The sequence below is a fragment of the Thiohalocapsa sp. genome (genome assembly GCF_022340605.1).
Taxonomy (GTDB): domain Bacteria; phylum Pseudomonadota; class Gammaproteobacteria; order Chromatiales; family Chromatiaceae; genus Thiohalocapsa.
The window spans coordinates 1-23,808 of sequence record NZ_JAJDNQ010000023.1 but is presented as its reverse complement, the minus strand read 5'-3'; the positions used below and the strand labels follow the sequence as shown (position 1 = coordinate 23,808).

Genomic DNA, 23,808 nt, shown 5'->3' with positions numbered 1-23,808 from the left:
CTGTCGATGCACGCTCATGGCGCCGACCGCAGCGATCGATCCACCCCTGCGTCGATGGCCGGCAGCATGTCGTCGAGGAAGTGCTTGAGGACCGCAGCAGCCGCTTCCGGCTTGTCGTCGTAAGGCGTCGCGACGGCGATCAAGGCCGCCTCGCCACGCCGGCCGAAGAGCCGCGATTTCGCCTCCAGCAGCTTGGCGAGGTACGGGTTTGCCGTGTGCCGATCGCCGACCAGATACCAGGTCCAGACCAGTAATCGCGTTCCCCGGCGCGACGACAGCAGATGCTGCTTCAGCGCGAGCTCCCCGGACTTCAGGGTGACGCGGCGTGGGCGCACCAGGAGATCGCTCCAAACCGGGTGCTTCTCTTCCACCATGACATTGGCGTACGTCGCCAATTCTGCACCCTGGCGCTGCGTTCGGTAGACGCCGATATAGAGCCCCACCGGTCGGCCCCGCGGGGCGCCGTCAGCCGCATAGAAGGCGTACAGACTGCCATCGGTGCCCACCACGTGCGGGCGCCAGTCCCAGCCATCGGCATCGGACAGCAGTCGCCAACCACTCACCCGCGGCGCGCGCACGTCAACCGCCGTCACCGTGCCACCATGGTGCGACAGCGCCCAGGCGGCCGCCGGCCACGACAGGGTACAGACCGCCAGCACCAGTAACAGGCGCAGCGCGCCGCGACCGGTAATGGGCTGCGGCCGCGCGGGTTCGGGCTGCGGCAACGGCGCGGGCGGATCGCGCCAGATACTGCCCACGACGAACATGATCGTGACGATGATGCCGAAGAAGACCCAGCCGTAGATCAGATGGTCGACGCCGGCGGCGAGCTTCATGCCGCTCAGGTGGCCGATCATCACGATCATGTACGCGCGAAAGCCGTTAGCGATGACCGGTACAACAATGGAGAAGAGCACGAACAACAGGCGCTTCCACCATTTCGTATAGGTGAGATAGGCGAACAACACGCCGAGGGTCACGGACGCGATCAGATAGCGCATCCCGCTGCAGGCCTCCACCACGGACCATTGTCCGCTGGGGATCGTAAAGAAGGTGCCCTCGCGGTAAACCGGGATGCCGGTGAGCTTCAGCATGCCGACGGTAAAGTCCGCGGTGAAGTTCATCATCGGGTTGACGAGCCCCTCACCCATGGGAACGCCGAGGAACAAGAACAGCATCGGAAAGGCCAGGAAGCGCGCCACCCGGTGGCCAAGCGCCGACCAGATGGTCACCACCAGCAAACCGACGTAGGCGAACTGCTGCACCACGGCAGTGTCCACGAGATGGCCCACCAGCCAGGCAAAGCCAAAAGGCAGAAACAGCACCAGGGGCAATGCCGTCGGCCGCGGGGTCAGATGCTTGAGTCCCGCGCGCTTCTCCCAGACGAGCCACAGACTGATCGGGATGATGAGAAAACCGTGGGCGTAGGTCTGCGAACGGTCCCAGATCGAGACGATGGACCACGCGGTCTGGTGAAAAGCCAGGGTGACGAGGGCCACCGCTGCCAACAACAACGCCAACCCGGGCCCCCAATTGGCCGGCCAGCCCCTGCCGATGCCGGCATCATCGGTGACCGTCTGGGTCTGCTCCGTCGTATCGCTCATGCCTGCACCTGTTCCGGAGACGGCTCACCGGCAACCATGGCGAGAAACCGCTCGGTCGCGATGCGCCAATCGTAAGCGTCGCCAATGAGCTGGCGTGCGGCCGTGCCGACCCGGGCGTGCCGCCCCTGCAATGCCGCCACCAACTGTTCGGCCATGTCGGCCGGCTCATCCGCCACCAGCAAGTGGCGGCCGGGCTCGGCGTCGATACCCTCGAGCCCCATGGGGGTCGTGACGACGACACGCCCCATCGCCATTCCTTCCAAGACCTTATTTTGGATGCCGCGGGCGATGCGCATGGGCGCCACGACCGCGGCCGCGTGTTGCAGATAGGGCCGCACGTCCGGCACCCTGCCGGTGACGACGATGCCCTCGCCCACCAGCTTGCTGACCTCCCGCGTGGGGCGAGCACCGACGACATAGAATCGCGCCGAGGACATGCGCTGGCGCACCAGCGGCCAGACCTCCGCGGCGAACCAGCGCACCGCGTCGACATTGGCCCAGTAATCCATCGCACCGGTGAACACCAGCACCTGTACGCTGTCGTTGAACGGAGACGGCCGCGCCGCCATGGGCGCAAAGTAGGCACTGTCCACGCCATTCGGCACGGCGGCGCTACCTGGCGCACCCGTCATGCGCAGAAACAGTGCCGCTTCCGGCGCGGACACGAAGAGACTCGCGGCAAAGGCCCGTGCAACGCGCGCGTCGTATGCCAACAAGCATCGCGCCTCGCGCGCATAGAGCCATGACATGGGCGCACGCTTGCGTTCTGCGTATTGCCGCCATTTGTCCGCGTCCACGTCGACGTAATCGATGACCCGGCGCAACCCCGCCGCCTCAGGCAAGAGCGCGTATTGGGCCATGGCGGACGAGAAAACGATGACGCGTGATAGGGTCCGCGTCGCACACAGGCGCCTGACCCAGGCCGCCATCTGCCTGTCCGCGTAGCAGGCCACGGTCAGCGGGGTGGTCGTCAGCAGCGCCGGCAACCCACGCAATCTTGCACGCACCGGCGGCAGCGGCCGCAGGCAGACCTCGGCACAGAGCGTGCGCAGCCGCTCGGCGTGCGCCCAGTCGTTCGGGTCGTCCACAAAGGCGCCCAAGTGCACGCGATAACGCGCCGCCAGACTGGTCAGCCAGCGATGGGAGCGTATCTTGTCGCCCTTGTCGGGCGGGTACGGAATGCGGTGGCAGAGCAGCAGGACCTGTTCGCGTGCCCCGGAAGGCACGGCGTCCGGGGCGCCCCCAATCATCAATTGCATGTCGGGTGCCGTCTTCAGCCGAGATGACGGGCGAGCACCGGACCGATCCGGTTGGCGACGGGCAACGGCAATCGCTTCCACGCCGCAATGAAATACTTGTACTTGGGATTGCTCGGATTGACGTCCGGTACCGCATGGCGCTTCACCAGGTAGTACTGGTAATGCAGCGGCTGCGGCGCGAAGCCCCAGTTCTTCTTGAAGCTGAACGAGCCCGTGCCGCGCTTGCTGCGCCCATAATCGAATTCACGCATACCGCGTTGCGCGGCACGCGACATGAGGTCCCAGTACATGAAGTCGTTGCCGTAGAGCGAGCGCGCCGGCGGACGGCTGCCGCCGTAATACGGCAACACCGTATCGCGATGGAAGAAGCTCATGACCCCGGCGATGTCCGTGCCCGCATGGGTCACGATGGACAGCTCGCAGACGTCGCCGAACACGCGGTGCAAGACCTCGAAGTAGCGCCGCGGGAAAACCGGCGTGCCGAGATTGCGCACGCTCTCGGCGTAGATCGCATAGAAGCGATCGAGATCCCGCGTCTGTTCGGTCACCAAGCCCGCTTTGATCCCCTTGCGCACCATCGCCCGCTGCTTGCGCGGAATGGCCTTGAGATTCGCCTCGTCGTCATCCGTGATGGCCTTGCGGAAGGTGACATAGAGCTGGTCCTTGGTGGGCCAGCCAGTTTCCACCGGGTCCTGGTTGCGCAGTTCCAGCGCCCCCACACCGAGTTCCTGCGCCAGCTTGCAGGCGTGCTCGATCACGGCTTGGCGCGCCTCGGCATTGCTCGCCAACACGCCCCCATAGACGCAGCCAGGCGTGGACACCAGCGTATGACCGAACAGCCGGCTCTTCACCTCGGCGAGCGGCAGCACCGCCTCCACCTCCCCGCGCCGGCGAGCCATCAGGAAATGCGGCCGGTGGCGAAGCCCCTCGCCGACGGCATCGTACCAACCACTGGCGTGGCAAAAGGTCGCGTCCGGATGGTCCGCGACGAACGCATCCCAGTCGGCGCGGTCCGTTGGCGCAAACGCCGTGACGCGCAGTTCGGAGGATCTACCCATCGGCTCGCTCCCGCGCAGATGTGGACAAGAACACGCGATCCATCCGCGACCAATGAAAATCCTGCGCGAGATGGCGCAGACGCCGCTCCATGCGGCCGAGATTCAGGTAATGCCGCACGCGCGTTTTCATGCCGATACCCCGCTGAACGGGCTGATCGGGGTCGATCTCCCAGGGATGGAAGTAGAACACCGCCGACTGCCGGTCCCGGCGGTTGACGCGCCGCAACGCCCAGCGCGAGAAGGCATAGGGAAAGAGGCGGAAATAGCCACCACCGCCGCACGGTAACTTGCGCGCGGCGACGGCGATGGTGGTCACCGGCACTTCCAGCAGACGCTCGCACCCCGCGGGGCGAAAGGCGAACCGGGGAGCCTCGGGCATGCCGTAGAGGTCGTGGCGGATGGGATAGATGCTGGATGAATAGCGATGCCCCGTCTCCTCCAGGACGCGCAATGCCCAAAGGTTGCCGGCGCCGATGGAATAGCTGGGCGCGCGATAGCCCTGCACCTCGGTGCCGCCAATGTCCTCGAGCAGGCGCTTGGTGCGCGCCACGTCGGCGCGGAAGCCGGGCTCATCGAGCTGCGTGACCCGCACATGTGCGTAGCCGTGGCTGGCGAGCTCGTGCCCCGCGGCGACGATGCGCCGCACCAGTTGCGGGTAGCGCTCCGCAACCCAGCCCAGGGTGAAGAACGTGGCCTGAATCTCGAATTCGGCGAACAGCGCCAGAATCCGATCGACGTTGGATTCGACGCGGCACGGCAGGTGTTGCCAGTCGTCGCGGCGGATATGTCCCTCGAAGGCCGAAACCTGGAAATAGTCTTCGACATCGACGCTCATGGCGTTCACGGCGACCGCCCCGACCGCCGCCGCGCATGGCAGATCGATTCCTGTGGTGTCACGCGGGGATGCGCCGTCGCGGGCGGAAACATCGGCCAGCAGCGTCATGGGGGAGTCTCCGATGCCGGTGGCGCCGGCGTTGGTCATTGCTTAGCGCGGAACCAGTCTTCAAGGACCCGCAGGATGCGCTCGGCGGCGTGTCCATCCCAGAGCTCGGGGATACAGCCCGCCTTGCCGCCATCGCGCAGCACGTCACGGGCGGCACCGAGGATTCGCGCTCGGTCGTTGCCGACAATGGTATTCGTGCCGGCCTCGACGGTGATCGGTCGCTCGGTGTTTTCCCGCAATGTAATACAGGGCACCCCCATCGCTGTAGTCTCTTCTTGTATGCCTCCAGAATCAGTAAGAACCATTATGGCATTCTGGAGCAATCCCAGCATGCGTAGATAGTCGAGCGGCGGCAACAACACGCAGGCGGCTCGCGCCCGTTCCATGAGACCCGCGGACTCAAGACGCGCCGCCGTGCGGGGATGGAGCGGGAACAGCAGCGGCAACTCCGCCGACAGCGTCCCGAGGGTATCGATGAGCCGGCCCAGCGTGTCGACGTCATCGACGTTCGACGGCCGGTGCAGCGTGACGACACCGAAGCGATCGCTCGGCACGTCCGCGACCCCACCTGCCGCCAGAACCTCACCGACACTCGGCGCCCGCTGGCGGTTGTCCAGCAGCGTATCGATCATCACGTTGCCAACGAAATGCACCCGCGCTGGATCGATACCCTCCCGCTCCAGATTCGCCAAGGCTCCGCGCTCCGTGGTAAACAGCAGATCGGACAGTTGATCCGTCAGCACCCGGTTGATTTCTTCCGGCATATCCCGATCGAAGCTGCGCAGGCCAGCCTCCACGTGCACCACCGGCACGCCCTTCTTCGCCGCCACCAACGCGCAGGCGATGGTCGAGTTCACATCGCCGACCACCACCACGGCATCCGGTGTCTGCGCGTCCAGCACGGGCTCGAAGCGCCGCATGATCTCGGCGGTCTGCACCGCATGCGAGCCCGAGCCGACGCCCAGATCCTCGTCGGGCTCCGGAATGTGCAGTTGCTCGAAGAACGTGGCCTTCATCGCCGCGTCGTAGTGCTGGCCCGTATGCAGGAGATAGGGCTCCACCACCCGTGACCGCGAAAGACAGCGCATCAGGGGTGCTATCTTCATGAAGTTCGGGCGGGCGCCGACGACGCATATCACGCGTTTCAACATGGCAGGCATATGTGATTTCGAGCCAATACAAGCCCTTTTTGCGGCATCAGAATCGCAGAGTAAAATCCAGGCTCGCACGATTCTCGGAGAAGTCACCCGACGCCGATTTTGCGTCACGGTTCAGCCGACCGACCCGCGCACCGAGGCTGGTGCGCCGTCCCACCTCGTAATGTACGACTAGATCCAGCGCGTCCTGTACATAATCGTAACGGGAGTCGCTGCTTTCGCTGTGATCCCAGACATTCACGACGGCACTGGCCCTGAGACGCGCCGAAAGCGAGCGCGAATATCTGAACTGCAGCTGATTGTCCAGCGTCTGCACGTCCGACTTGTCGTAATCGCGGCGCGTCACGAACCAGCGCAAAGAAGCGGCATTGCGGCCCTTGCTGAAGCTTGACTCCAACGTCAACAGCTTGCGCAAGAACGTATCGTTGGTCAGTGCCGGCGTGGTCACCGACGTCGTCAGCACCTCACCGCGAGTAAAGGGATTCCGGATTGTCTTGCCGAACACGTCCTGCATCGGCACCACCTGCTGCTGCTGCAGCGCGGTAGCGGCATTCTCGATGGAAACCCGGTAACTGGAGCGGAACGCCCAGTGCTTGTGCCGATAGAACCCCTCGAAGCGATATGTGCTCCCGAAATATCGCTCACCGACGCCTGCCGTGAATCGCGCGCGGCTATGCGGCGTCCACTGCAATGCCGTCTCCCATCTTGCACCGCGCGTTTTGCCGTTTGTACCCCGATAGGCGCTGGAGCCGTCGTCGTATCCCAACGAGACGTCGACTCGGTACTTCGGGTTGAAGACATAGCCTACGCGCGTAAGGAACTCACCAACCCCCTCGCCTGTACGCGTATCGAACATGCGCCGGCGCCACGTCATGGACCAAGGCACGGTCGTGAATATCGACCCACTGACGACCCGCACGGAGGAGTTCGTGGTCGGCGTGCGCAAGCCATTCCTGCCATCTGCGCTTGCCGCCGTGTAACTGTAGCCCAGCCCCGGCGTGATCCGCACGGTTGCAAAGCGCCCGCCAAGCACGGGGAGGTTGATGCGCGGACGCACGGTAACCGTTGCGCGCTGGGCAAACGCGTTCGGGTTCCCAAGCGCATTAAACCCGCTATTGACCCGGGGATTGATCAACGCCTGATTCGCATTCGCGCCCACCTCCAGGACGAAATAGCGCTCGATCAGTTCCATTTGCACGCCAGCGTTCAGCGTATGCATTACCCGATTCAAATCGGATCTGCCCGGATACCACAGGGCACTCGGACCGTAGTTGAATCGCGCCGTAACGCGGTTGCCCTTGCGCGACGACGACACGAACGGGCGGACCTGTACGATTTCACCCGTCTCCCTGCTGCCCGCGGTCAAGAACAGATTATCGGTTAATACCACTCGGGACTGCACGCCGCCTTCGCTATGCCAAGAAGAGGCGCGGGCAGTCGGCGCAGCCAATATCAGCGCCGCCACCGCAATAGCATAGGGAGTCAACCTGTACATCGTTGGCGCGAGGCGGCCGCGACTGCTCAGTCGTCGCGATCCGCTCCGTCATCGTCGCCATAGCCATAGCCGTAGCCATACCCATAGCCATAACCGTAGCCATAGCCATACTGATATCCGTATTTGCCGGAGAACAGCGTGCTCCGGCACTTGTTGAGCAGCATGTAGATGTTGTCAGTGCGGCCAATCTGGCTCAGGGTCTCCTTGACCAGCCCCTGTGGCGTCGCCTCGTGCTCCACTACGATAACGATTTGACCCATCAATGACGCGAGCACCGGCGCCTCGCTCGTGGCCAGTACCGGTGGCGAGTCAAATAGGACGATCCGATCCGGATATCGCGTCGCCACATCGTGCAGCAACCGCCGCATATTCTGACTGGCAAGGAGTTCCGTGGACTGACGGTGACGTTGTCCGGCAGGCAAGACCGAGAGCTTGGGAATATCCGTGGGACGGATCAACTGGGTGATCTCGGCGCCTTCATCCAGATGCTCGATGAGCCCGGGCGCGCCCCCCAGATTGAGCCGTCGTGACAGACCCGGCTTCGCCACGTCCCCGTCGATGAGCAGCACCCAGCAGTCCAATTCCAACGTCATGGATGCTGCAAGATTCAGTGAGACGAACGTCTTGCCTTCGCTCTGTACCGAGCTTGAAACCATGATCAGGTTGTAAGGCGCCTTGCCGTCGTGACGACGCTCGAATGCGTTCATCAACAGCGGCCGCTTGATCATCCGAAATTCCTCGGCGATACGCTTGTGCTCGGCTTTCTCGCGCTTGCTCTGGCCTTCCGTCGGCAGGACCATGATCTCGCCGGTATCCAATACGGCAACACTGGGCGAAGTACCGTCCTCCACAAAGGCTTCGCCCGCGGCCGCTGCGTCGCGAAAGCCTCCCTCTGCGGACGCACCTTGGGCCTGTCGCATCCAGCGCGACGGATCGCCGGGCTGACTCCCCTCTGTTCTATGAGTGCTCATGGGATTACTCCGGCGGAAGCAAGAATCAGCCGATCAGAACGGCAGTTTCGAGGCAATGTCGATATCCAGGAAGAAAACCGTCATTACCGCGGCATAGCCCCCGATCAACAGCAGCAACGATAGAGAAAACGCCAACGATGACAAGCGCGAGCGCAACCGCTGTCTCGGTACGGCGATCAGGTTGATACTGCCGAGTACGGGAACGCCAGTAATCTCGGCAAGCTGCCGCCGATCGAAAAAGACGGGCCGCAGTTGAGCCAGGAGAAATGCGATCCCCAGGCCGGCCACGAGTGAGCCCCCGAAGACCTGCGACGACAACGTGATACGGTCCGGACCGGACGGCTTCTTGGGAATCTGCGGCGGATCGAGTGTACGGAACTTGACCGTATCCACGCTCGTGTCGACTTCGCGGGTCATGCGCGCCTGCTCCAGGCGCTTCAGTAGCGTTTGATGGTTGTCGTGGAGAATGCCGTAGTCTCGGTTCAACTGCTTCTGCTCTGCCTCGATTTGCAAGACTTCGTCGACAGCGGCCTGAAATTTCTCGATCTTGTCTCGCAATGTGGCGACCCGCGTTTCATGCTCCGCCACATCGGTCTCAGCACCGGCGAGCCGCAGTTTCATTTCCTGATACACGGGGCTCTCCGAGAGGGACTGTTCGACAGCACCCTGATTCGTCGTCTGATCCGCGACATAGTTTTCGCGCGCTTGGTCGCGCTTTACCATCAATCGCGCGAGCGCCCTGCGCATAGCGATGATCTCGGGATGCCGTTCGGTGTAGCGGATCAGCATGTCGTCGATCTGAGACTGCATTTCCGCGATCTTCGCGTCCAGCGGACCGGTGACCTCCTTGGACGATTCCTGCAGCCAGGCCTGAAAATACGGCGTACTCGCACCTTCGCTTTCCATGTAGTCGAGTTGCTGCTGCATTTCTTCGCGCCGGCTCTGTGCCAGGGCGAGATCATCCTGCGCCTTCATCAGCTCTTGCTTCGCCTGCTTGAGCCGGTCGTAGTAGCTGCCCTTCTCCGAGAGCAGGTCCAGGTTCCGCATCTTGAAGTCCTTCAGCTTGCGTTCTGCATCGATGAGGCGGCGCTCGTAGTCCTTGATCTCGCGCTGCAGAAATCGTTCCGCCGAATCCTGATCCTGCCGCGATGAGCCGAGATTGGATTCCACAAAGATCGTCAACATCGATTGCACGACCCGCTTCGCAAGGTCAGGCGACTTGTCTTCGAAGGAGATGACATAGACGTTTGCACCCGAACCCCTCAGCTTGACGCGGTGCTTGAGGCTGGCAATGAGCGCATCCATTTCTTCAGGCGTATTGGCGCGCAGGTCCATGTCCGTCATCCGAGCGAGTTTTTCCATGTTCTCGCGGCCAAACAGCAGGCGCGTCATCATGCGGACCTGCTGCGACTCGTTCGTCTTGATGGCCAGTCCGCTCAGCAGTGGAGTGAGAACGGAATCGGTATCGACGTAAACCCGGGCATTGGAACTGTAGACGTCGGGCAGGGATGCGACATAGGCCCAGCCGATCGGCGAGGCGATGGCACTCACGATCACCACGAACCAACGGTAGCGCCAAATGCCGCTGAGATAAAACAGCGCCAGGCGGATGGCTTCTTGCATCGGCTTGCTCCCGACTCGCTTGCTACGCCGTCGACTGTGGCAAGGTCAGAACCACGATTCAGGGATGAGGAGGATGTCCCCCGGCTGCATATCCACATTCGCGGTCAGGTCGGCATCTTCGATGAGGTCCCGCAGCCGCACGGTGTACTGCTTCTTCTCGCCCTCCTCGAAGCGCACCAGAACGGCACGATTGCCGTCGGCAAACTCCGTGAGGCCGCCCACCGCAATGAGGAGGTCGAGGAGCGTCATGCCATCGCGATACTGCAGCGCGGTCGGCTGGGTAGCCTCGCCGAGCACGCGGATTTGCTCGGGATAGACACCGACAAAGCCCTGAACGATGACCGTCACGAGCGGATCTCGCAGGAACACCGAGAGCGCCTCTTCGAGATCCCTGGCAAGTTCGGTGGGCGTCTTGCCTGCCGCGGGGATGTCCTCGAGCAACGGCGCCGAAATGTACCCATCCGGGCGCACCGGAACGGTCGTGCTGACCTCGGGATAGCGCCAGACGAAGATCTGCACGGAGTCGCCCGGACCAATCTTGTACTTCTGCGCGTACCGCAGTTGGTAGGTCGCCTCGGGCAGGGGCGGATACTTCTTCGCGCAGCCGCCGCACAGGGCCAACGCCGCGATCATCGATACGAGGAGGATTCGGGGCATGAACAACGCTGTCACAAGTCGCCTGAAGTGATCGTCAGGGGAACTCTGGCATCAACCGCAGAAATCCCGTATGACGCTGCGATTATTGCATACGGGGCGGATTGTTTCGTGGGCGAACTTCGGCTCTGCGCGGGCATCGGACACGCACGCGGGGCGTTTCAGCGCCGTGACGGCCAGTGAGCCCGGCGATCGGTGTACGTTGGAGATGGGTGCAAGGCATGCGTCCTGAAGACGCGCCTTGCGCAAGCCCCGATGCGGGCGGATGTTTCAGCTCGCGCCGACGAAACGCCGCAGTCGTTCGACGCCGAGCCGCAGACGCGGCAACGTTTCCGTGTAGGCGAAGCGCAGCATGCGCGCGCCGTCGGCGCCGCCGAAGTCCGCCCCCGGCGTCACCGCGACCCCCGCGGCATCCAGCAGTGCCGCGGCGAACGCGGCGGCATCGTCATGACCAGGCGGCAGGCCGGCGAACGCGTAGAACGCGCCCTGGGGTGTCGATGGCATCGTCATGCCGAGCGTCGGCAAGGCTTCGAGCAGCAGGTCCCGACGCTGCCGGAACTTCGCCCGGCGATCTTCCAGCAAGGCGAGCACCGGCGGCTCGAGGGCGGCAAGGGCAACGTGCTGGCTCAGTGTCGGCGGCGCCAGATACAGGTTCTGCGCCAGGCGCTCCACGATGGGCGCCCAGCCCGACGGCACCACCAGCCAGCCAAGACGCCACCCGGTCAGGCCAAAGTACTTGGAGAAGCTGTTGACCACGAACAGGCCATCATCACCGCAGGCAAGGGCCGTAACGTCGTCCGCATCGTAGACCAGACCCTGGTAGGTCTCGTCGACGATGAGCGCGGCACCGCGCGCGTGTGCCGCGGCGCTGATGGCTGCCAGTTCCGCGCTGCCAAGCACGGCGCCGGTGGGGTTGCCGGGGGTCGTCAGCATCAGCGCGCGGGTACCCGGGCGCCATTGCTGCTCCAGTTGCTCGCGGCTCGGGCGCCAGCCCGTTGCGGCTCGCAGTGCCAGCACATGCACCAAGGCACCCGTCACCGCCGCGATGTGACGATGACAGGGGTAGCCGGGCTCGGTGACCATGACGCCATCGCCGACCTCCAGCACGGCGGCGAGCGCCAACTGCAAGGCAGCGGAGCCGCCGGTGGTGACGATGACGCGCCCCGGGTCGATGTCGAGGTCGTAGCGCGCGCCATAGTGCCCAGCAATGGCCCGGCGCAGGGCTGGCAGCCCAGTACTTGGCGTGTAGCCCATGGACTCCGCCGCGAGCGCCCGCCGGGCCGCATCGTGCAGCGGCTCCGGGAGGGGAAAGCGGGGCTCGCCCACCTCCATATGAATGACATCGCGCCCTTCTGCCTCGAGCGCCTTCGCACGCTCGAGGATGCGCATCACCTCGAACGGCGCGATGGCGGCGGCGCGCGTGGCCGGCCGGAGCATCGCTACGCGCTCATTCGACGCCGTCCGTGTAGACGCAGCCGTGCAGCGCCCGCAACACCGACAAATCCACACAGCCGGCACCCTCAAGTACCGGTGCGACGGTGGCAGCGCAGCTGCCGTTCAACAGCCGCGGCGGTACCGCCGGCTCACCGAGGCCGTCCAGGACGAGCGCCGCACCGCTGAAGTCCTGCCGAATGGTGTAGGAGCTCACGGTGACCAGCAGCGCGGCCAGACCGGCGTCGAGCGCCGAGCGGACGCCGTTGTCGGAGTCCTCCACGGCGACGCACGCGCTCGCCGGCAGACCCAGCCGCTGCAATGCCAGATCGAAGATATCAGGCGCCGGCTTCTTCGCCGGCACCACGTCGCCCGCGGCGATGACCTCGAACCAATCCGCAAGGCCCGCCACCGGGGCCGCCGCCAACAGCGCGGTCACGTTCTCAGGTGTCGTCGTGGTGGCAATGGCGAGCCGCAAGCCCGCCTCCCGGGCCTCCGTCAGCAGGCGCAGCACACCGGGCCTGAGGCCGATGGCTCCTCCCTGCATCATGCGGGTGTAGTGCTCGGTCTTGCGCCCGTGCAGCCCCTTGACGAACTCGTCCAGCGGGTGCGGCGGGATGAACTCGGGCCGGTGCTCGGCCAGATAGGTGCGGATGCGCTCCTTGCCACCGGTGACGCGCAGCAGGTCACCGTACAGCGGCACGGACCATTCCCAGTCCAGTCCCGCGTCGGCGAAGGCGGCATTGAAGGCAACTCGGTGGCCGTCGCGCTCCGTGTCGGCGAGGGTACCGTCCACGTCGAAGATGATGGCTTCCAGCTCGGGCATAGGGTCGATTCCGGGGCGGGTCTTGGGCAGGCGGCGCAGACTAGCACAGCACCCCGATGTCTGCGTCGCCTGCTGCCGCGCGCTGGCGCAACTTTCGCCCTCAGGACACATTCACGCTTATTGCCGCCGCCCGCGGTCTCTGGTAGAAACGCGGGTTTACGCCACCGGCGCCTGCCACGGCACTATTCTGCCGGACGCAGAACCGGGGGGAAGACGGGCACACACGACCCTTTGTCTGCGGGAGCACATCCATGGCCGAGGCGAACACACAAGGCGCGAAGGCGTTCGGATTCGAGCCCTACGAGGCCGGCAAGGACGAGGACTACATGAGTCCCGAGCAGGAGGAGCACTTCCGCAATCTGCTGCTGGAATGGAAGCGCCAGCTGATGGAAGAGGTGGACCGCACGGTGCACCACATGCAGGACGAGGCCACCAACTTCCCGGACCCGAACGACCGCGCCACCCAGGAGTCCGAATTCAGCCTCGAGCTGCGCACCCGCGACCGCGAGCGCAAGCTGATCAAGAAGATCGACGAGGCGTTGGAGCGCATCGATGAGCACGAGTACGGCTATTGCGAGGCCTGCGGCGTCGAGATCGGCATCCGCCGCCTCGAGGCCCGGCCCACCGCCACGCTCTGCATCGACTGCAAGACGCTGGACGAGATCCGCGAGAAGCAGCGCGGCTGAGCCCGCGCTCCTCGCGGGCTCACGCCCGGCGCTCGGGCGGGTACCGAGCTACGGGCACCTGAAGGGCCGTTCTCTGAGAAGCCTGCCAGGAGCGCCCGTTAAAGCACCTTGTCGGGCGCCTTCTCCGGCCTCCGCTCGGGTGGCCGATCGGGCGCAGGCGGCTTGACTCCCTCGCGGCGGTCGTCGCGGCGTCTGGGCCGCTTCGCTCCATCGCCCACCGGCCCGCTCCACTTCGGCTCCCTGGTCGCCGCCGTCGGCAGCTTCGCCGATGCGCGCGCCGGCGGCGGTGCTTGGCTGGTGCGCATGGAAGACCTGGACCGCACCCGCGAGCTCCCGGGGGCCGCCGACGCCATCCTGCGCACGCTCGAAGCCTTCGGCCTGCACTGGGACGGCGCGGTGCTGTACCAGCGCACGCGCACGGACGCCTACGCCGCGGCGCTGGCGCGGTTGGGTGCGCTCGGATTCACGTACTCGTGCGGCTGCAGCCGCCGGGAGATCGCGCTCGGCGGCCGCACTGGGCCGGAAGGCCCCATCTACCCCGGCACCTGTCGCGGCGGTCTGCCGCCAGGGCGGCCACCGCGCAGCATCCGGCTGCGGGTCGGCGACGCCAGGATCGGCTTCGCGGACCAGGTCCAGGGGCCGCAATTTCAGGACCTCGCCGCGGCAGTGGGGGACTTCGTGCTGCGCCGCGCCGACGGCATTCATGCCTATCAGCTCGCCGTGGTGGTGGACGATGCCGAGCAGGGCGTCACCGACGTGGTACGCGGCGCCGATCTGCTGTTGTCCACGCCACGCCAAATCCTGTTGCAGCGCCGCCTTGGCCTGCCGCAGCCCACCTATGCCCACCTACCCCTTGCCGTCGACGCCGCCGGCCGCAAACTCTCGAAATCCCACGCGGCGCTGCCGGTAGATGCCCGAGATCCGCTGCCCGCCCTGCTCCGCGCCTGGCGCTTCCTGGGTCAGCCCAAGCCCCCGGAGCGCCCCGGCGACGTGGCCGGCTTCTGGATGTGGGCCTTGGCCAATTGGAACCGAGCGCGGGTGCCGACGTGCGCCAACCGGCCCGGCGCGGACGTCATTCGACCCTAAGCCCAGCTTCCGCAGACCGTGCTGGTTGGTCGGCGCCGTCACAGCGCCTTAACGCCGAGGCCGTAATCTAACGGTCTCGGGTATCAACAACAGCAGACGCGGAGAGCCCCATGTCAGAGCCCAATGCCACGCCGCTCGACCCGGAACAGTTACAACGCATCAACGCCTACTGGCGTGCGTGCTGCTACCTCGCTGTCGGCATGATCTACCTGCGCGACAACCCGCTGTTGAAGGAGTCCCTGAAGGACGAGCACGTCAAGCATCGCCTGCTCGGCCACTGGGGCTCCAGCCCGGGCCTCGCCTTTATGTACTGCCACACCAACCGGATCATTCTGGAGCACGAGCAGGAAGCGATCTTCCTGGCCGGACCCGGCCATGGTGCGCCGGGCGTGCTGGGGCCCGTGTATCTGGAAGGCACCTACTCTGAGATCTATCCGAACAAGTCCGAGGACGAAGAGGGCATGAAGGCCTTCTTCAAGCAGTTCTCCTTCCCCGGCGGCATCGGCTCCCACTGTACCCCGGAGACGCCCGGCTCCATCCACGAGGGCGGCGAGCTCGGCTACTCCATCAGCCACGCCTTCGGCGCCGCCTTCGACAACCCGGACCTGCTGGTGGTCGTGGCCGTCGGCGACGGCGAGTCCGAGACCGGGCCGCTGGCCACGGCTTGGCATTCCAATAAGTTCCTCAACGCCGCCCGCGACGGCGCGGTGCTGCCGATCCTTCACCTCAACGGCTACAAGATCAACAATCCGACCCTGCTGTCGCGCATCCCGGAAGAGGAGCTCACCGCCCTGCTGCGCGGCTACGGGTGGGAGCCGCACATCGTCGCCGGCGACGAGCCCATGGCCATGCACCAGAAGATGGCGGCCACTATGGACACCTGCTATCGGCGCATCCAGGAGATCCAGCAGGACGCCCGCGCCAAGGGCGCCGACAAGGTCGGCCGCTACCACTGGCCGATGATCGTGCTGCGCTCGCCCAAGGGCTGGACCGGTCCGAAAGAGGTCGACGGCCACAAGGTGGAGGGCTTCTGGCGCGCTCACCAGGTGCCGCTGCCGGGCATCCACGGCAACCCGAAGCACCTGGCGCAACTGGAAGCCTGGATGCGCAGCTACAAGCCCGAGGAGTTGTTCGACGAGGCCGGCAAGCTCAGAGAGGAGATCCGCGCCGCCGCCCCCACCGGCACCATGCGCATGAGTGCCAACCCGCACGCCAACGGCGGTCTGCTGCGCCGCGCGCTGCGCATGCCGGAGTTCCGCCGGTTCGCCTGCGCGGTGGAGCGCCCGGCCACCACGCATGCCATGAACACCAAGCCACTGGGCGAGATGCTGCGGGAGGTGATGCGCCACAACATGCACAACTTCCGCGTCTTCGGCCCCGACGAGAACACCTCCAACAAGCTCGATGCCATCTACGAGGTGTCGAAGAAGCTCTGGCTGGAGGACTACCTGCCGGAAGACACCGACGGCGGCGAGCTGTCGCCGGACGGCCGCGTCATGGAAATGCTCTCCGAGCACACCCTGGAGGGCTGGTTCGAGGGCTACGTGCTGACCGGCAGGCACGGCTTCTTCGCGAGCTACGAGGCCTTCATCCACGTCATCGACAGCATGTACAACCAGCACGCCAAGTGGCTCGCCATCTGCAACGAGATCCCGTGGCGGGCGTCGGTGTCGTCGCTGAACCTGCTCATCACCTCCACCGTCTGGCGCCAGGACCACAATGGCTTCACCCACCAGGACCCGGGCTTCCTCGACGTGGTGGTCAACAAGAACCCCGAGGTGGCGCGCATCTACCTGCCGCCGGACGTGAACTGCCTGCTCTCAGTCGCCGACCACTGCCTGCGCAGCAGGAACTACATCAACGTCATCGTCGCCGACAAGCAGAGCCACCTCCAGTACCTCAGCATGGACGACGCCATCAAGCACTGCACCAAGGGCGTGGGCATCTGGGACTGGGCCAGCAACGACGAGGGCTATGATCCCGACGTGGTCATGGTGGGCTGCGGCGACATCCCCACCAAGGAGGCGCTCGCCGCGACGGCCATGCTGCGGCAGGAATTCGATGACCTCAAGATCCGCTTTGTCAACGTCGTGGACCTGATGCGCCTGAACCACGAGGGGCCGCACGCGCTGAGCTTCCGCGACTTCGACAGCATCTTCACCACGGACAAGCCGGTCATCTTCAACTTCCATGGCTATCCCTGGCTGATCCACCGGCTCACCTACAAGCACGCCAACCACGCCCAATTCCACGTGCGCGGCTACAAGGAGCACGGCAATATCAACACGCCGCTGGAACTGGCCATCGAGAACGAGATCGACCGCTTCAGCCTCGCCATCGACACCATCGACCGGGTGCCGCGGCTCTCTGTGCTCGGCGCCCATGCCAAGCAAAGATTCCGCGACATGCAGATCGAGGCGCGCAACTACGCCTTCGAGAACGGCGTTGACATGCCTGAACACGACGATTGGACTTGGCCATTCTAGAGGAAGGGCCGAGGGCCTGAGGTCCAAGGGCCGAGACGGGCGCCGCTTGGCCCTTGGCCCTTGGCCCTTGGCCCTTGGCCCTTGGCCCTTGGCCGTTAGCGACTAGGATCGCCATCCGGCACGGTTCAGCCAAGTGGTGATCGCAGACCATGCCTGGAGCACAACCGAGTGAACGACATTGCCAAGCCCAACGCCGAACAGCACCGGACCCGCACGGGCCTCGACAAGGACGACCTGAAGCGCGCCTATCTCGACAACCTGTTCTACGTCCAGGGCCGTTTCCGCGAGGTCGCCACGATCAACGACCTCTACCAGGCAGCGGCCTACACCGTGCGCGACCGCATGCTCGAGCGCTGGATCAAGTCCGCCCAGACCTACAAGCAGACCAACGCGCGCACGGTCTGCTACCTATCGGCGGAGTTCCTGCTCGGGCCGCACCTATACAATAACCTAGTCAACCTCGGCATCGCCGAGACCGCCCGCGAGGCCGGCGAGGAGCTGGACCTGGACTTCGAGCAAATCATGGATGCAGAAGAGGAGCCCGGCCTCGGCAACGGCGGCCTCGGCCGGCTCGCCGCCTGCTACATGGACTCGCTGGCGACCCTGCAAATCCCGGCCATCGGCTACGGTATCCGCTACGAGTTCGGGATCTTCGACCAGGTCATCGTCGACGGCTGGCAGGTTGAAAAGGGAGACACTTGGCTTCGCAACGGCAACCCCTGGGAGATCCCACGGGCGAAGCTGTCCTTCCCCGTGGGCTTCGGCGGCCACACCGAAAGCTACACCGGCGAGCATGGCGCGACGCACATGCGCTGGGTGCCGAGCCTGCTGGTAAACGGTGTCGCCTACGACACGCCCATCATGGGCTACGGCGTCGGCAACGTGAATCTGCTGCGGCTGTGGCGGTCCGAGGCACCGGAATCGTTCAACTTCCAGGCGTTCAATGTCGGCGACTACTACGGCGCCGTGCACGCCAAGATCGAGGCCGAAACGATCTCCAAGGTGCTCTACCCCAACGACGAGCCCGAGGCGGGCAAGGAGCTGCGCCTGAAGCAGCAGTACTTCTTCGTCTCCTGCTCGCTCCAGGACATGATCCGGCTGCAGCTCGGCATCGCCGGCAGCCTGGATGCATTCCACGAGAAGTTCGCCGTCCAGCTCAACGACACCCACCCCTCGCTGGCGGTGGCCGAGCTGATGCGCCTGCTGATGGACGAGCACCTGATGGACTGGCAGCAGGCCTGGGAGATCACCCGCAATACCTGCCATTTCACCAACCACACCCTGCTGCCGGAGGCGTTGGAGACCTGGTCCGTGGAGCTCTTCGAGCGCCTGCTGCCGCGGCATCTGGAGATCATCTACGAGATCAACCGCCGCTTCCTGGACGAAGTGCGCATCCGGTTCTTCGGCGACGAAGCGCGCGTGGCGCGCATGTCGCTCATCGACGAGCGCTTCGGCCGCCGGGTGCGCATGGCACACCTCGCCGCCGTCGGCAGCAAGGCCATCAACGGCGTCGCCGCGCTGCACACGGAGTTGCTTAAGACCACGGTGATGCGCGACTTCTACGACCTATGGCCGGAGAAGTTCTTCAACGTCACCAATGGCGTCACGCCGCGGCGCTTCATCGTCGTCAGCAACCCGCGGCTCGCACGGCTCATCACCGCCGTCTGCGGTAACGACCGCTGGATACGAGACCTCCAGTGTCTGCGCGAAATCGAGGACAGGGCCGAGGACCACGGCCTGCACGCCGAATGGCGCAAGGTCAAGACTGCCGCCAAACAACAGCTCGCCAACTGGCTCGGCAAGCGCACCGGCTTCACGCCGGACCCGGAAACCCTGTTCGACGTGCAGGCCAAGCGCATCCACGAGTACAAGCGCCAGCACCTCAACCTACTGCATATCGTCTGGCTCTACGAGCAGATCAAGCAGAACCCGAACGTCGAGCTGACGCCGCGCACATTCATCTTCGGCGGCAAGGCGGCGCCGGGCTACTTCATGGCCAAGCTCATCATCAAGCTGGTCAACGCCGTCGGCGAGGTGGTCAACAACGACCCGCAGGTGAACGGCTACATCCGCGTCATCTTCATGCCCGATTTCAACGTCAAGAACGGCCAGCGGCTCTATCCCGCGGCGGACCTGTCGGAGCAGATCTCCATGGCCGGCAAGGAGGCCTCCGGCACCGGCAACATGAAGTTCTCCATGAACGGCGCCCTCACCATTGGCACCCTGGACGGCGCGAACGTCGAGATCCGCGACCAGGTCGGCCATGACAACTTCTTCCTGTTCGGCATGACCGCCCCCGAGGTCCAGCAGCGCCAGGCCGAGGGCTACCGCCCCTGGGAGCTCTACCACGGCAACGAGCAGCTCAAATCGGCCGTGGACCTGATCGCCTCCGGGCTGTTCAGCCACGGCGACCCGGAGCTGTTCCGCCCGCTGACGGACAACCTCATCCACTCCGATCCCTTCATGGTGCTCGCCGACTTCCAGAGCTACGTGGACCGCCAGCGCGACGTCGACCGCGCCTACCGCGCCCCCCACCACTGGGACCGCATGTCCATCCTGAACACCGCGCGCATGGGCAACTTTTCCTCGGACCGGTCGATCCAGGACTATGTGGATCAGATCTGGCATGTGGAGCGGGTGCCGATCGAAATCTGAGTGTGCAACGTGCGCCGTGGGTTCGGATTGCGTGAGCACTTGCCGCTTGAGCGCGGTCTCCGTAAGTGCAAAAGTGCAAGGGACCACTCGCAGCATGGCGCCCGCGCTGCCGCGTTTCACTTCTGCACTCCTGCACTCGTTGACAGTCAAGGTACCGCATGAAGCATCTACTTCCCGTCTTCCTTGCAATCGCACTACTCCCCGCTTGCACCCAAGAAACCCAGAACAAGATCGGCCGTACGTTCCAGAACTGGACCGGCGCCAACGGCGTGCTGGAGATCTATGCCGGTGACAAGCTGGTGCGCCGGTTCATCGACATCGACAAGCTCACCACCGCCAGCGCCACCCAGAGCAGCGGCGGGGATCGTCCGTACCGCTTCGGCTACGGCGTCATCGATCTGAACCTGAACGGCCACAAGGACCCGGGCGAGCGCAAGGTCTACTTCGAGATCAGCGACTACTCCACCAACTACGTCTTCTACGGCGATCCGGGGACCTGAGCCCGCATCGGGCACTCAACGCCTGTGCCGTGCCGCGGGAGACCGGGCAAGGGTTGCTCGCAACGCTGACATCGAGCGGATCGTAGCTGCTCCCATAACCGCTGCGCTGGGCGCGCCGGCATCGTGGGAGCGCCACTGCCTTTTGTGGCGCGATGACGGCCCTGCGGCTAGCTGCCGTTTGGCGCTTACCCGGGCGTGCTGTGCTGCCTTGGCGCTGGTCGCGGCACCGAGAGTGCCGCTCCCACAAGGGCTACTCCCGTAACCGCTGCGCCGGGCGGGGCGGCATCGTGGGAGCGCCACTGCCTTTTGTGGCGCGATGACGGCCCTGCGGCTAGCTGCCGTTTGGCGCTTACTCGGGCGTGCTGTGCTGCCTTGGCGCTGGTCGCGGCACCGAGAGTGCCGCTCACACAAGGGCTACTACAGCACCGCTGCGCCGAGTTCAGGATCACCATCCAGACGGCGCCGTTCATACGCCCACGCCGCTTTCCCCGCCGCCCGGCTTTCGCCGGGATGGCCGGCGCATTAAAATGCTCTACTGTCATCAAATCGTCATCGATCCCTCATGGACCTCGCCGAGGCCATCAAGCAGCTCATCCCGCTCCAGCTCCGCATCCCGAACCCGAAGAAGCCCCTGGAATTGGACACCCGCTACGCGGCCGAGGTATTCGTGGTGGAGACCGTACAGGGCGCCGGGGTGGTCTGGGTGGAGCCGTTCTGGTGCGACAAGCCGGACGGGCACGTCGCGCACATCGCCTACGCGGAGCCCATCTGGCACGGGGCAGCCGACCGCTGGGTGGACAACGACCCGCGCTTCGGCCCGCGCTGCATCCCCTACCAGAAGCCCTTCGTCATGGAGCGGCTCGGACGCGATTCCCCCGCGTGGCGGGACCACAAGGCCTGGCAGACCTGGCGGGCCATGAAAGGGAAGGAGTGCGGCCGACGCGCCGCCTGGCAGCGGGTCGAGCGCGAGCTCGCGGGCATCGTCGAACGCCGGCTCGCTTAAGCCACATACGCACGCTCAGCGGATCTGATGCGCCTTCTGGGCGCCACCCTTGAGCAGTTTGGAAAAGCACTTCAGCATCTTCGGGCGTGACAACACCATCCGCAGGCTGTGCTTGCGCAGTCCTTTGACGACGCTGGACGGGTCGAAGTACGCCTTCGCGTTTTCTACGCTGAGGACAAAGGGCGGCTTGCCCTGGCGGGCCAGCATCCAGCTCATGATCAGCGCACCGGTGCGGTGATTGCCCTCGAGGAAGAGCTGCGGCTCGCTCAGCACGTGGATGTAGGCCGCCGCCGCCCGGCGCCAGACCGACTCGCCGTTCATCAGCGCCAGCCATTCCACCAGCGACTCGAAGCCACCGTCGCCCTTGGCGTAGAAGCGCTCCTCGGTGGCCGCCAGCGCCGCCGCGCACTCCTCCCGCAACCGGCTGTCCTCCCCGCAGATGACCAGGAAGTTGAGCTCCAGAACGGCGCGAGAGTTGCCGAGCGCGAAGGGATTGGTGCGCTCGGCCAGCAGCGCATCCACCTGCCGGTAGCCCACCATCATGTGCGCGAGCACCTGATCGGACAGTGGGTCCCGGGGTGTCGTCAACTGCCGGTTGATCGCCTTGAAGTTCCGCTGCACTTCGCGTAGCGATTGTTCGATAGCGACAAGGTCCAGGCGCCGCGGCTCGACCCTGTCTTCCTTTGCAGTGGCGCGCAATGGAGCTATCCGAGGAAGGTAAGACGCGTTTGATGGGCGCGCCGCGGGCCGGCGGGCCCCGAGGCGCAGCAGGGTCTCACATCAGGCTCAGTCGATGGCATCGACCTTGGCGCGAGCGAGCCGAACCATCTCCGTCGGCAGCGGAATATAGCCCATCTCCTCGGCGACGGGCTGCCCCTCATTCAGGCCCCAGAGCACGGCACCCTTGAGCGCGTCGCGCTTGGCCGTGTCCGGATAGTGCTGGTACAGCAACAGCCAGGTGTAGCCGGCGATGGGATAGGCACCGGCGCCCGGTGGGTCCGGCACGAACACCCGCAGGTCGTCCGGGATCGACGGCGCCGAGGCGAGCGCCGCGCTGCCGGCGACGGGCGTGGGCTTCACGTACTCGCCGGCCTTGTTCTGCAGCGTGGCGATGGGCAGCCCGAGGCGCTCGGCGAATTCGTATTCCATATAGCCGATGGCGCCCTCGCTGACCTTCACCCGCTGCGCGACGCCGCTGTTGTAGTTCACTTGCATGGTGCTGCCGGGCCAGTCGATCTGCTTGCCGACGCCGGGGCCGTTGCGCCATGCCGGCGAGACGGCGGCGAGGTGACTGGTCATGATGAAGGTGGTGCCGCTGCTGTCACGGCGCACCACCGGCGTGATGCTGCGGTTCGGCAGATCGAGGTCCGGGTTGCTGGCGGCGATGAGCGGGTCGTTCCAGTTCTGGATCTCACCGTTGAAGATGCCTTGGACGGCCTCACGCGAGAGCTTCAGTTCCTCTACGCCCGGTAGGTTGTAGGCCAGCACCACCATGCCGCCGGTCATGGGCACCATCACTGCGCCGCGCTCGCCGACCTTGGCCAGGTCCGCGTCGGACATAGCCGCATCGCTGGCGCCGAAGTCGATCTCGGCGCCGTCGAACACCGTGCCGTCCGGGTCCTTGCCGGCCAGGAACATCTGAATACCCTTGCCGCTGCCGACACCGGCGTATTCAAAGCTGACGTCCGGCGTCTGCTTGCCGTAGATAGAGATCCACTTCTCATACAGAGGCTTGGGGAACGTGGCACCCGCGCCCCGCACCACCAGCCCGGTGGACGACGCGTCGGGACCATCGGTGCCCTGCGCTTGGTTACCCTCTTGCTGGGAACACGAGGCGAGCGCAACAACCGCAACTGCGGCCAACACCGTGCGCGCAACCGCCCGGCGCGTAACCATTGGGCGCGCAACCGACTCAACGCTTTGCATGACCTTTCCTCCGTTGGTGAACGGGAGAACCGCAAACGGACTTCTGGAGACGCCAAACATGCCGGCGCTGCTTCGGGCGCGCGCTTAGCTGAATTCGCCGCGCACGTATTCCTTGGTCAGTTGCTGCTGCGGGTCCTCGAACACCGCTTTGGTCGGCCCCATCTCCACCAGGTAGCCGGTGCGCCCCCCCTTGGAGATGTCCACCGAGAAGAATGCCGTGGTGTCGCCGACACGGGTGGCCTGCTGCATGTTGTGGGTCACCAGACCGACGGTGAAGCGCTCGCGCAGCTCCAGCATCAGTTCCTCCACCTGGCGCGTGGCGATGGGGTCGAGCGCCGAGCAGGGCTCGTCCATCAGCAGCACGTCCGGCTCGGTGGCGATGGCGCGCGCGATGCACAGGCGCTGCTGCTGGCCACCCGAAAGGCTCAGGCCGCTGTTCTTGAGC

General features: G+C 65.0%; 20 protein-coding genes. 6 read left to right on the top strand and 14 right to left on the bottom strand.

The window, feature by feature from the left end; translation table 11 throughout:
• Window positions 1-14: 14 nt before the first annotated feature.
• The 11 genes from xrtA to LJE69_RS02530 all read right to left on the bottom strand — a co-directional run bounded on the left by xrtA (window position 15) and on the right by LJE69_RS02530 (window position 13,021).
• Window positions 15-1,604 carry an exosortase A gene (xrtA, locus tag LJE69_RS02580; RefSeq protein WP_296921196.1) on the bottom strand — a complete coding sequence of 530 codons (1,590 nt, stop codon included), beginning with the start codon at window positions 1,602-1,604 and terminating at the stop codon, window positions 15-17.
• Entirely contained in the window at window positions 1,601-2,863 is a 1,263-nt protein-coding gene (locus tag LJE69_RS02575; RefSeq protein WP_296921194.1) for a TIGR03087 family PEP-CTERM/XrtA system glycosyltransferase, read from the bottom strand. The genes xrtA and LJE69_RS02575 overlap by 4 nt, the downstream gene beginning before the upstream one ends.
• A 14-nt stretch (window positions 2,864-2,877) precedes the next feature.
• Window positions 2,878-3,921 carry a FemAB family XrtA/PEP-CTERM system-associated protein gene (locus LJE69_RS02570; protein ID WP_296921192.1) on the bottom strand — a complete coding sequence of 348 codons (1,044 nt, stop codon included), beginning with the start codon at window positions 3,919-3,921 and terminating at the stop codon, window positions 2,878-2,880.
• Window positions 3,914-4,756: an XrtA system polysaccharide deacetylase gene (locus tag LJE69_RS02565; RefSeq protein WP_296921333.1), complete on the bottom strand. Its 843-nt coding sequence runs from the start codon at window positions 4,754-4,756 to the stop codon at window positions 3,914-3,916. Before LJE69_RS02565 ends, LJE69_RS02570 begins: the two co-directional genes overlap by 8 nt.
• Window positions 4,757-4,899: 143 nt before the next feature.
• Window positions 4,900-6,024 (bottom strand): non-hydrolyzing UDP-N-acetylglucosamine 2-epimerase, encoded by a 1,125-nt coding sequence (gene wecB / locus LJE69_RS02560; protein WP_296921331.1) that lies wholly within the window; start codon window positions 6,022-6,024, stop codon window positions 4,900-4,902.
• A 37-nt stretch (window positions 6,025-6,061) separates the two neighbouring features.
• The gene (locus tag LJE69_RS02555) at window positions 6,062-7,507 is read right to left on the bottom strand and encodes a TIGR03016 family PEP-CTERM system-associated outer membrane protein (protein ID WP_296921190.1); all 1,446 of its coding nucleotides are present in this window, start codon (window positions 7,505-7,507) and stop codon (window positions 6,062-6,064) included.
• Window positions 7,508-7,542: 35 nt separating this feature from the next.
• Complete coding sequence (locus LJE69_RS02550) at window positions 7,543-8,487, bottom strand: XrtA-associated tyrosine autokinase (RefSeq protein ID WP_296921188.1); 945 nt, start codon at window positions 8,485-8,487, stop codon at window positions 7,543-7,545.
• Window positions 8,488-8,520: 33 nt separating this feature from the next.
• Window positions 8,521-10,110: an XrtA system polysaccharide chain length determinant gene (locus LJE69_RS02545; protein ID WP_296921186.1), complete on the bottom strand. Its 1,590-nt coding sequence runs from the start codon at window positions 10,108-10,110 to the stop codon at window positions 8,521-8,523.
• A 45-nt stretch (window positions 10,111-10,155) separates the two neighbouring features.
• Entirely contained in the window at window positions 10,156-10,767 is a 612-nt protein-coding gene (locus LJE69_RS02540) for an XrtA/PEP-CTERM system exopolysaccharide export protein (RefSeq protein ID WP_296921184.1), read from the bottom strand.
• 267 nt (window positions 10,768-11,034) lie between these two features.
• Window positions 11,035-12,201, bottom strand: coding sequence for an aminotransferase class I/II-fold pyridoxal phosphate-dependent enzyme (locus LJE69_RS02535; RefSeq protein ID WP_296921182.1), 1,167 nt, complete (start codon window positions 12,199-12,201; stop codon window positions 11,035-11,037).
• Window positions 12,202-12,211: 10 nt separating this feature from the next.
• Window positions 12,212-13,021, bottom strand: coding sequence for an HAD family hydrolase (locus LJE69_RS02530; RefSeq protein ID WP_296921180.1), 810 nt, complete (start codon window positions 13,019-13,021; stop codon window positions 12,212-12,214).
• Between the two features lie 251 nt (window positions 13,022-13,272).
• On the opposite strand from LJE69_RS02530, the gene dksA reads away from it, so the two are divergent.
• The 6 genes from dksA to LJE69_RS02500 all read left to right on the top strand — a co-directional run bounded on the left by dksA (window position 13,273) and on the right by LJE69_RS02500 (window position 21,437).
• The gene (gene dksA / locus LJE69_RS02525; protein WP_296921178.1) at window positions 13,273-13,707 is read left to right on the top strand and encodes an RNA polymerase-binding protein DksA; all 435 of its coding nucleotides are present in this window, start codon (window positions 13,273-13,275) and stop codon (window positions 13,705-13,707) included.
• Between the two features lie 162 nt (window positions 13,708-13,869).
• Window positions 13,870-14,793, top strand: a complete 924-nt coding sequence (gluQRS, locus tag LJE69_RS02520) for a tRNA glutamyl-Q(34) synthetase GluQRS (RefSeq protein ID WP_296921177.1) — start codon at window positions 13,870-13,872, stop codon at window positions 14,791-14,793.
• Between the two features lie 110 nt (window positions 14,794-14,903).
• On the top strand, window positions 14,904-17,279 hold the full coding sequence (locus LJE69_RS02515) for a phosphoketolase (protein ID WP_296921175.1): 2,376 nt from the start codon (window positions 14,904-14,906) through the stop codon (window positions 17,277-17,279).
• 168 nt (window positions 17,280-17,447) lie between these two features.
• Window positions 17,448-19,934 (top strand): glycogen/starch/alpha-glucan phosphorylase, encoded by a 2,487-nt coding sequence (locus LJE69_RS02510; protein WP_296921173.1) that lies wholly within the window; start codon window positions 17,448-17,450, stop codon window positions 19,932-19,934.
• A gap of 158 nt (window positions 19,935-20,092) precedes the next feature.
• Window positions 20,093-20,434, top strand: coding sequence for a hypothetical protein (locus LJE69_RS02505; protein WP_296921172.1), 342 nt, complete (start codon window positions 20,093-20,095; stop codon window positions 20,432-20,434).
• Between the two features lie 562 nt (window positions 20,435-20,996).
• Window positions 20,997-21,437 carry a hypothetical protein gene (locus LJE69_RS02500; protein WP_296921170.1) on the top strand — a complete coding sequence of 147 codons (441 nt, stop codon included), beginning with the start codon at window positions 20,997-20,999 and terminating at the stop codon, window positions 21,435-21,437.
• Between the two features lie 15 nt (window positions 21,438-21,452).
• Here the strand turns inward: LJE69_RS02500 and LJE69_RS02495 are convergent, their stop codons facing one another.
• From LJE69_RS02495 to LJE69_RS02485, 3 genes are all read right to left on the bottom strand, one after another.
• Window positions 21,453-22,136 (bottom strand): hypothetical protein, encoded by a 684-nt coding sequence (locus LJE69_RS02495; RefSeq protein ID WP_296921168.1) that lies wholly within the window; start codon window positions 22,134-22,136, stop codon window positions 21,453-21,455.
• 87 nt (window positions 22,137-22,223) lie between these two features.
• Window positions 22,224-23,363, bottom strand: coding sequence for a phosphate ABC transporter substrate-binding protein PstS (pstS, locus tag LJE69_RS02490; protein ID WP_296921166.1), 1,140 nt, complete (start codon window positions 23,361-23,363; stop codon window positions 22,224-22,226).
• A gap of 84 nt (window positions 23,364-23,447) precedes the next feature.
• Window positions 23,448-23,808: phosphate ABC transporter ATP-binding protein (locus tag LJE69_RS02485; RefSeq protein WP_296921164.1), on the bottom strand; the 361-nt coding region annotated here is incomplete at its 5' end.

What these genes read in the sequence shown, in the direction of transcription:
- xrtA (WP_296921196.1), bottom strand. Translation starts at nt 1,604, where the DNA reads ATGAGCGATACGACGGAGCAGACCCAGACGGTCACCGATGATGCCGGC.
- LJE69_RS02575 (WP_296921194.1), bottom strand. Translation starts at nt 2,863, where the DNA reads ATGCAATTGATGATTGGGGGCGCCCCGGACGCCGTGCCTTCCGGGGCA.
- LJE69_RS02570 (WP_296921192.1), bottom strand. Translation starts at nt 3,921, where the DNA reads ATGGGTAGATCCTCCGAACTGCGCGTCACGGCGTTTGCGCCAACGGAC.
- LJE69_RS02565 (WP_296921333.1), bottom strand. Translation starts at nt 4,756, where the DNA reads ATGAGCGTCGATGTCGAAGACTATTTCCAGGTTTCGGCCTTCGAGGGA.
- wecB (WP_296921331.1), bottom strand. Translation starts at nt 6,024, where the DNA reads ATGCCTGCCATGTTGAAACGCGTGATATGCGTCGTCGGCGCCCGCCCG.
- LJE69_RS02550 (WP_296921188.1), bottom strand. Translation starts at nt 8,487, where the DNA reads ATGAGCACTCATAGAACAGAGGGGAGTCAGCCCGGCGATCCGTCGCGC.
- LJE69_RS02545 (WP_296921186.1), bottom strand. Translation starts at nt 10,110, where the DNA reads ATGCAAGAAGCCATCCGCCTGGCGCTGTTTTATCTCAGCGGCATTTGG.
- LJE69_RS02540 (WP_296921184.1), bottom strand. Translation starts at nt 10,767, where the DNA reads ATGCCCCGAATCCTCCTCGTATCGATGATCGCGGCGTTGGCCCTGTGC.
- LJE69_RS02535 (WP_296921182.1), bottom strand. Translation starts at nt 12,201, where the DNA reads ATGCTCCGGCCGGCCACGCGCGCCGCCGCCATCGCGCCGTTCGAGGTG.
- LJE69_RS02530 (WP_296921180.1), bottom strand. Translation starts at nt 13,021, where the DNA reads ATGCCCGAGCTGGAAGCCATCATCTTCGACGTGGACGGTACCCTCGCC.
- dksA (WP_296921178.1), top strand. Translation starts at nt 13,273, where the DNA reads ATGGCCGAGGCGAACACACAAGGCGCGAAGGCGTTCGGATTCGAGCCC.
- LJE69_RS02515 (WP_296921175.1), top strand. Translation starts at nt 14,904, where the DNA reads ATGTCAGAGCCCAATGCCACGCCGCTCGACCCGGAACAGTTACAACGC.
- LJE69_RS02505 (WP_296921172.1), top strand. Translation starts at nt 20,093, where the DNA reads ATGAAGCATCTACTTCCCGTCTTCCTTGCAATCGCACTACTCCCCGCT.
- LJE69_RS02500 (WP_296921170.1), top strand. Translation starts at nt 20,997, where the DNA reads ATGGACCTCGCCGAGGCCATCAAGCAGCTCATCCCGCTCCAGCTCCGC.
- pstS (WP_296921166.1), bottom strand. Translation starts at nt 23,363, where the DNA reads ATGCAAAGCGTTGAGTCGGTTGCGCGCCCAATGGTTACGCGCCGGGCG.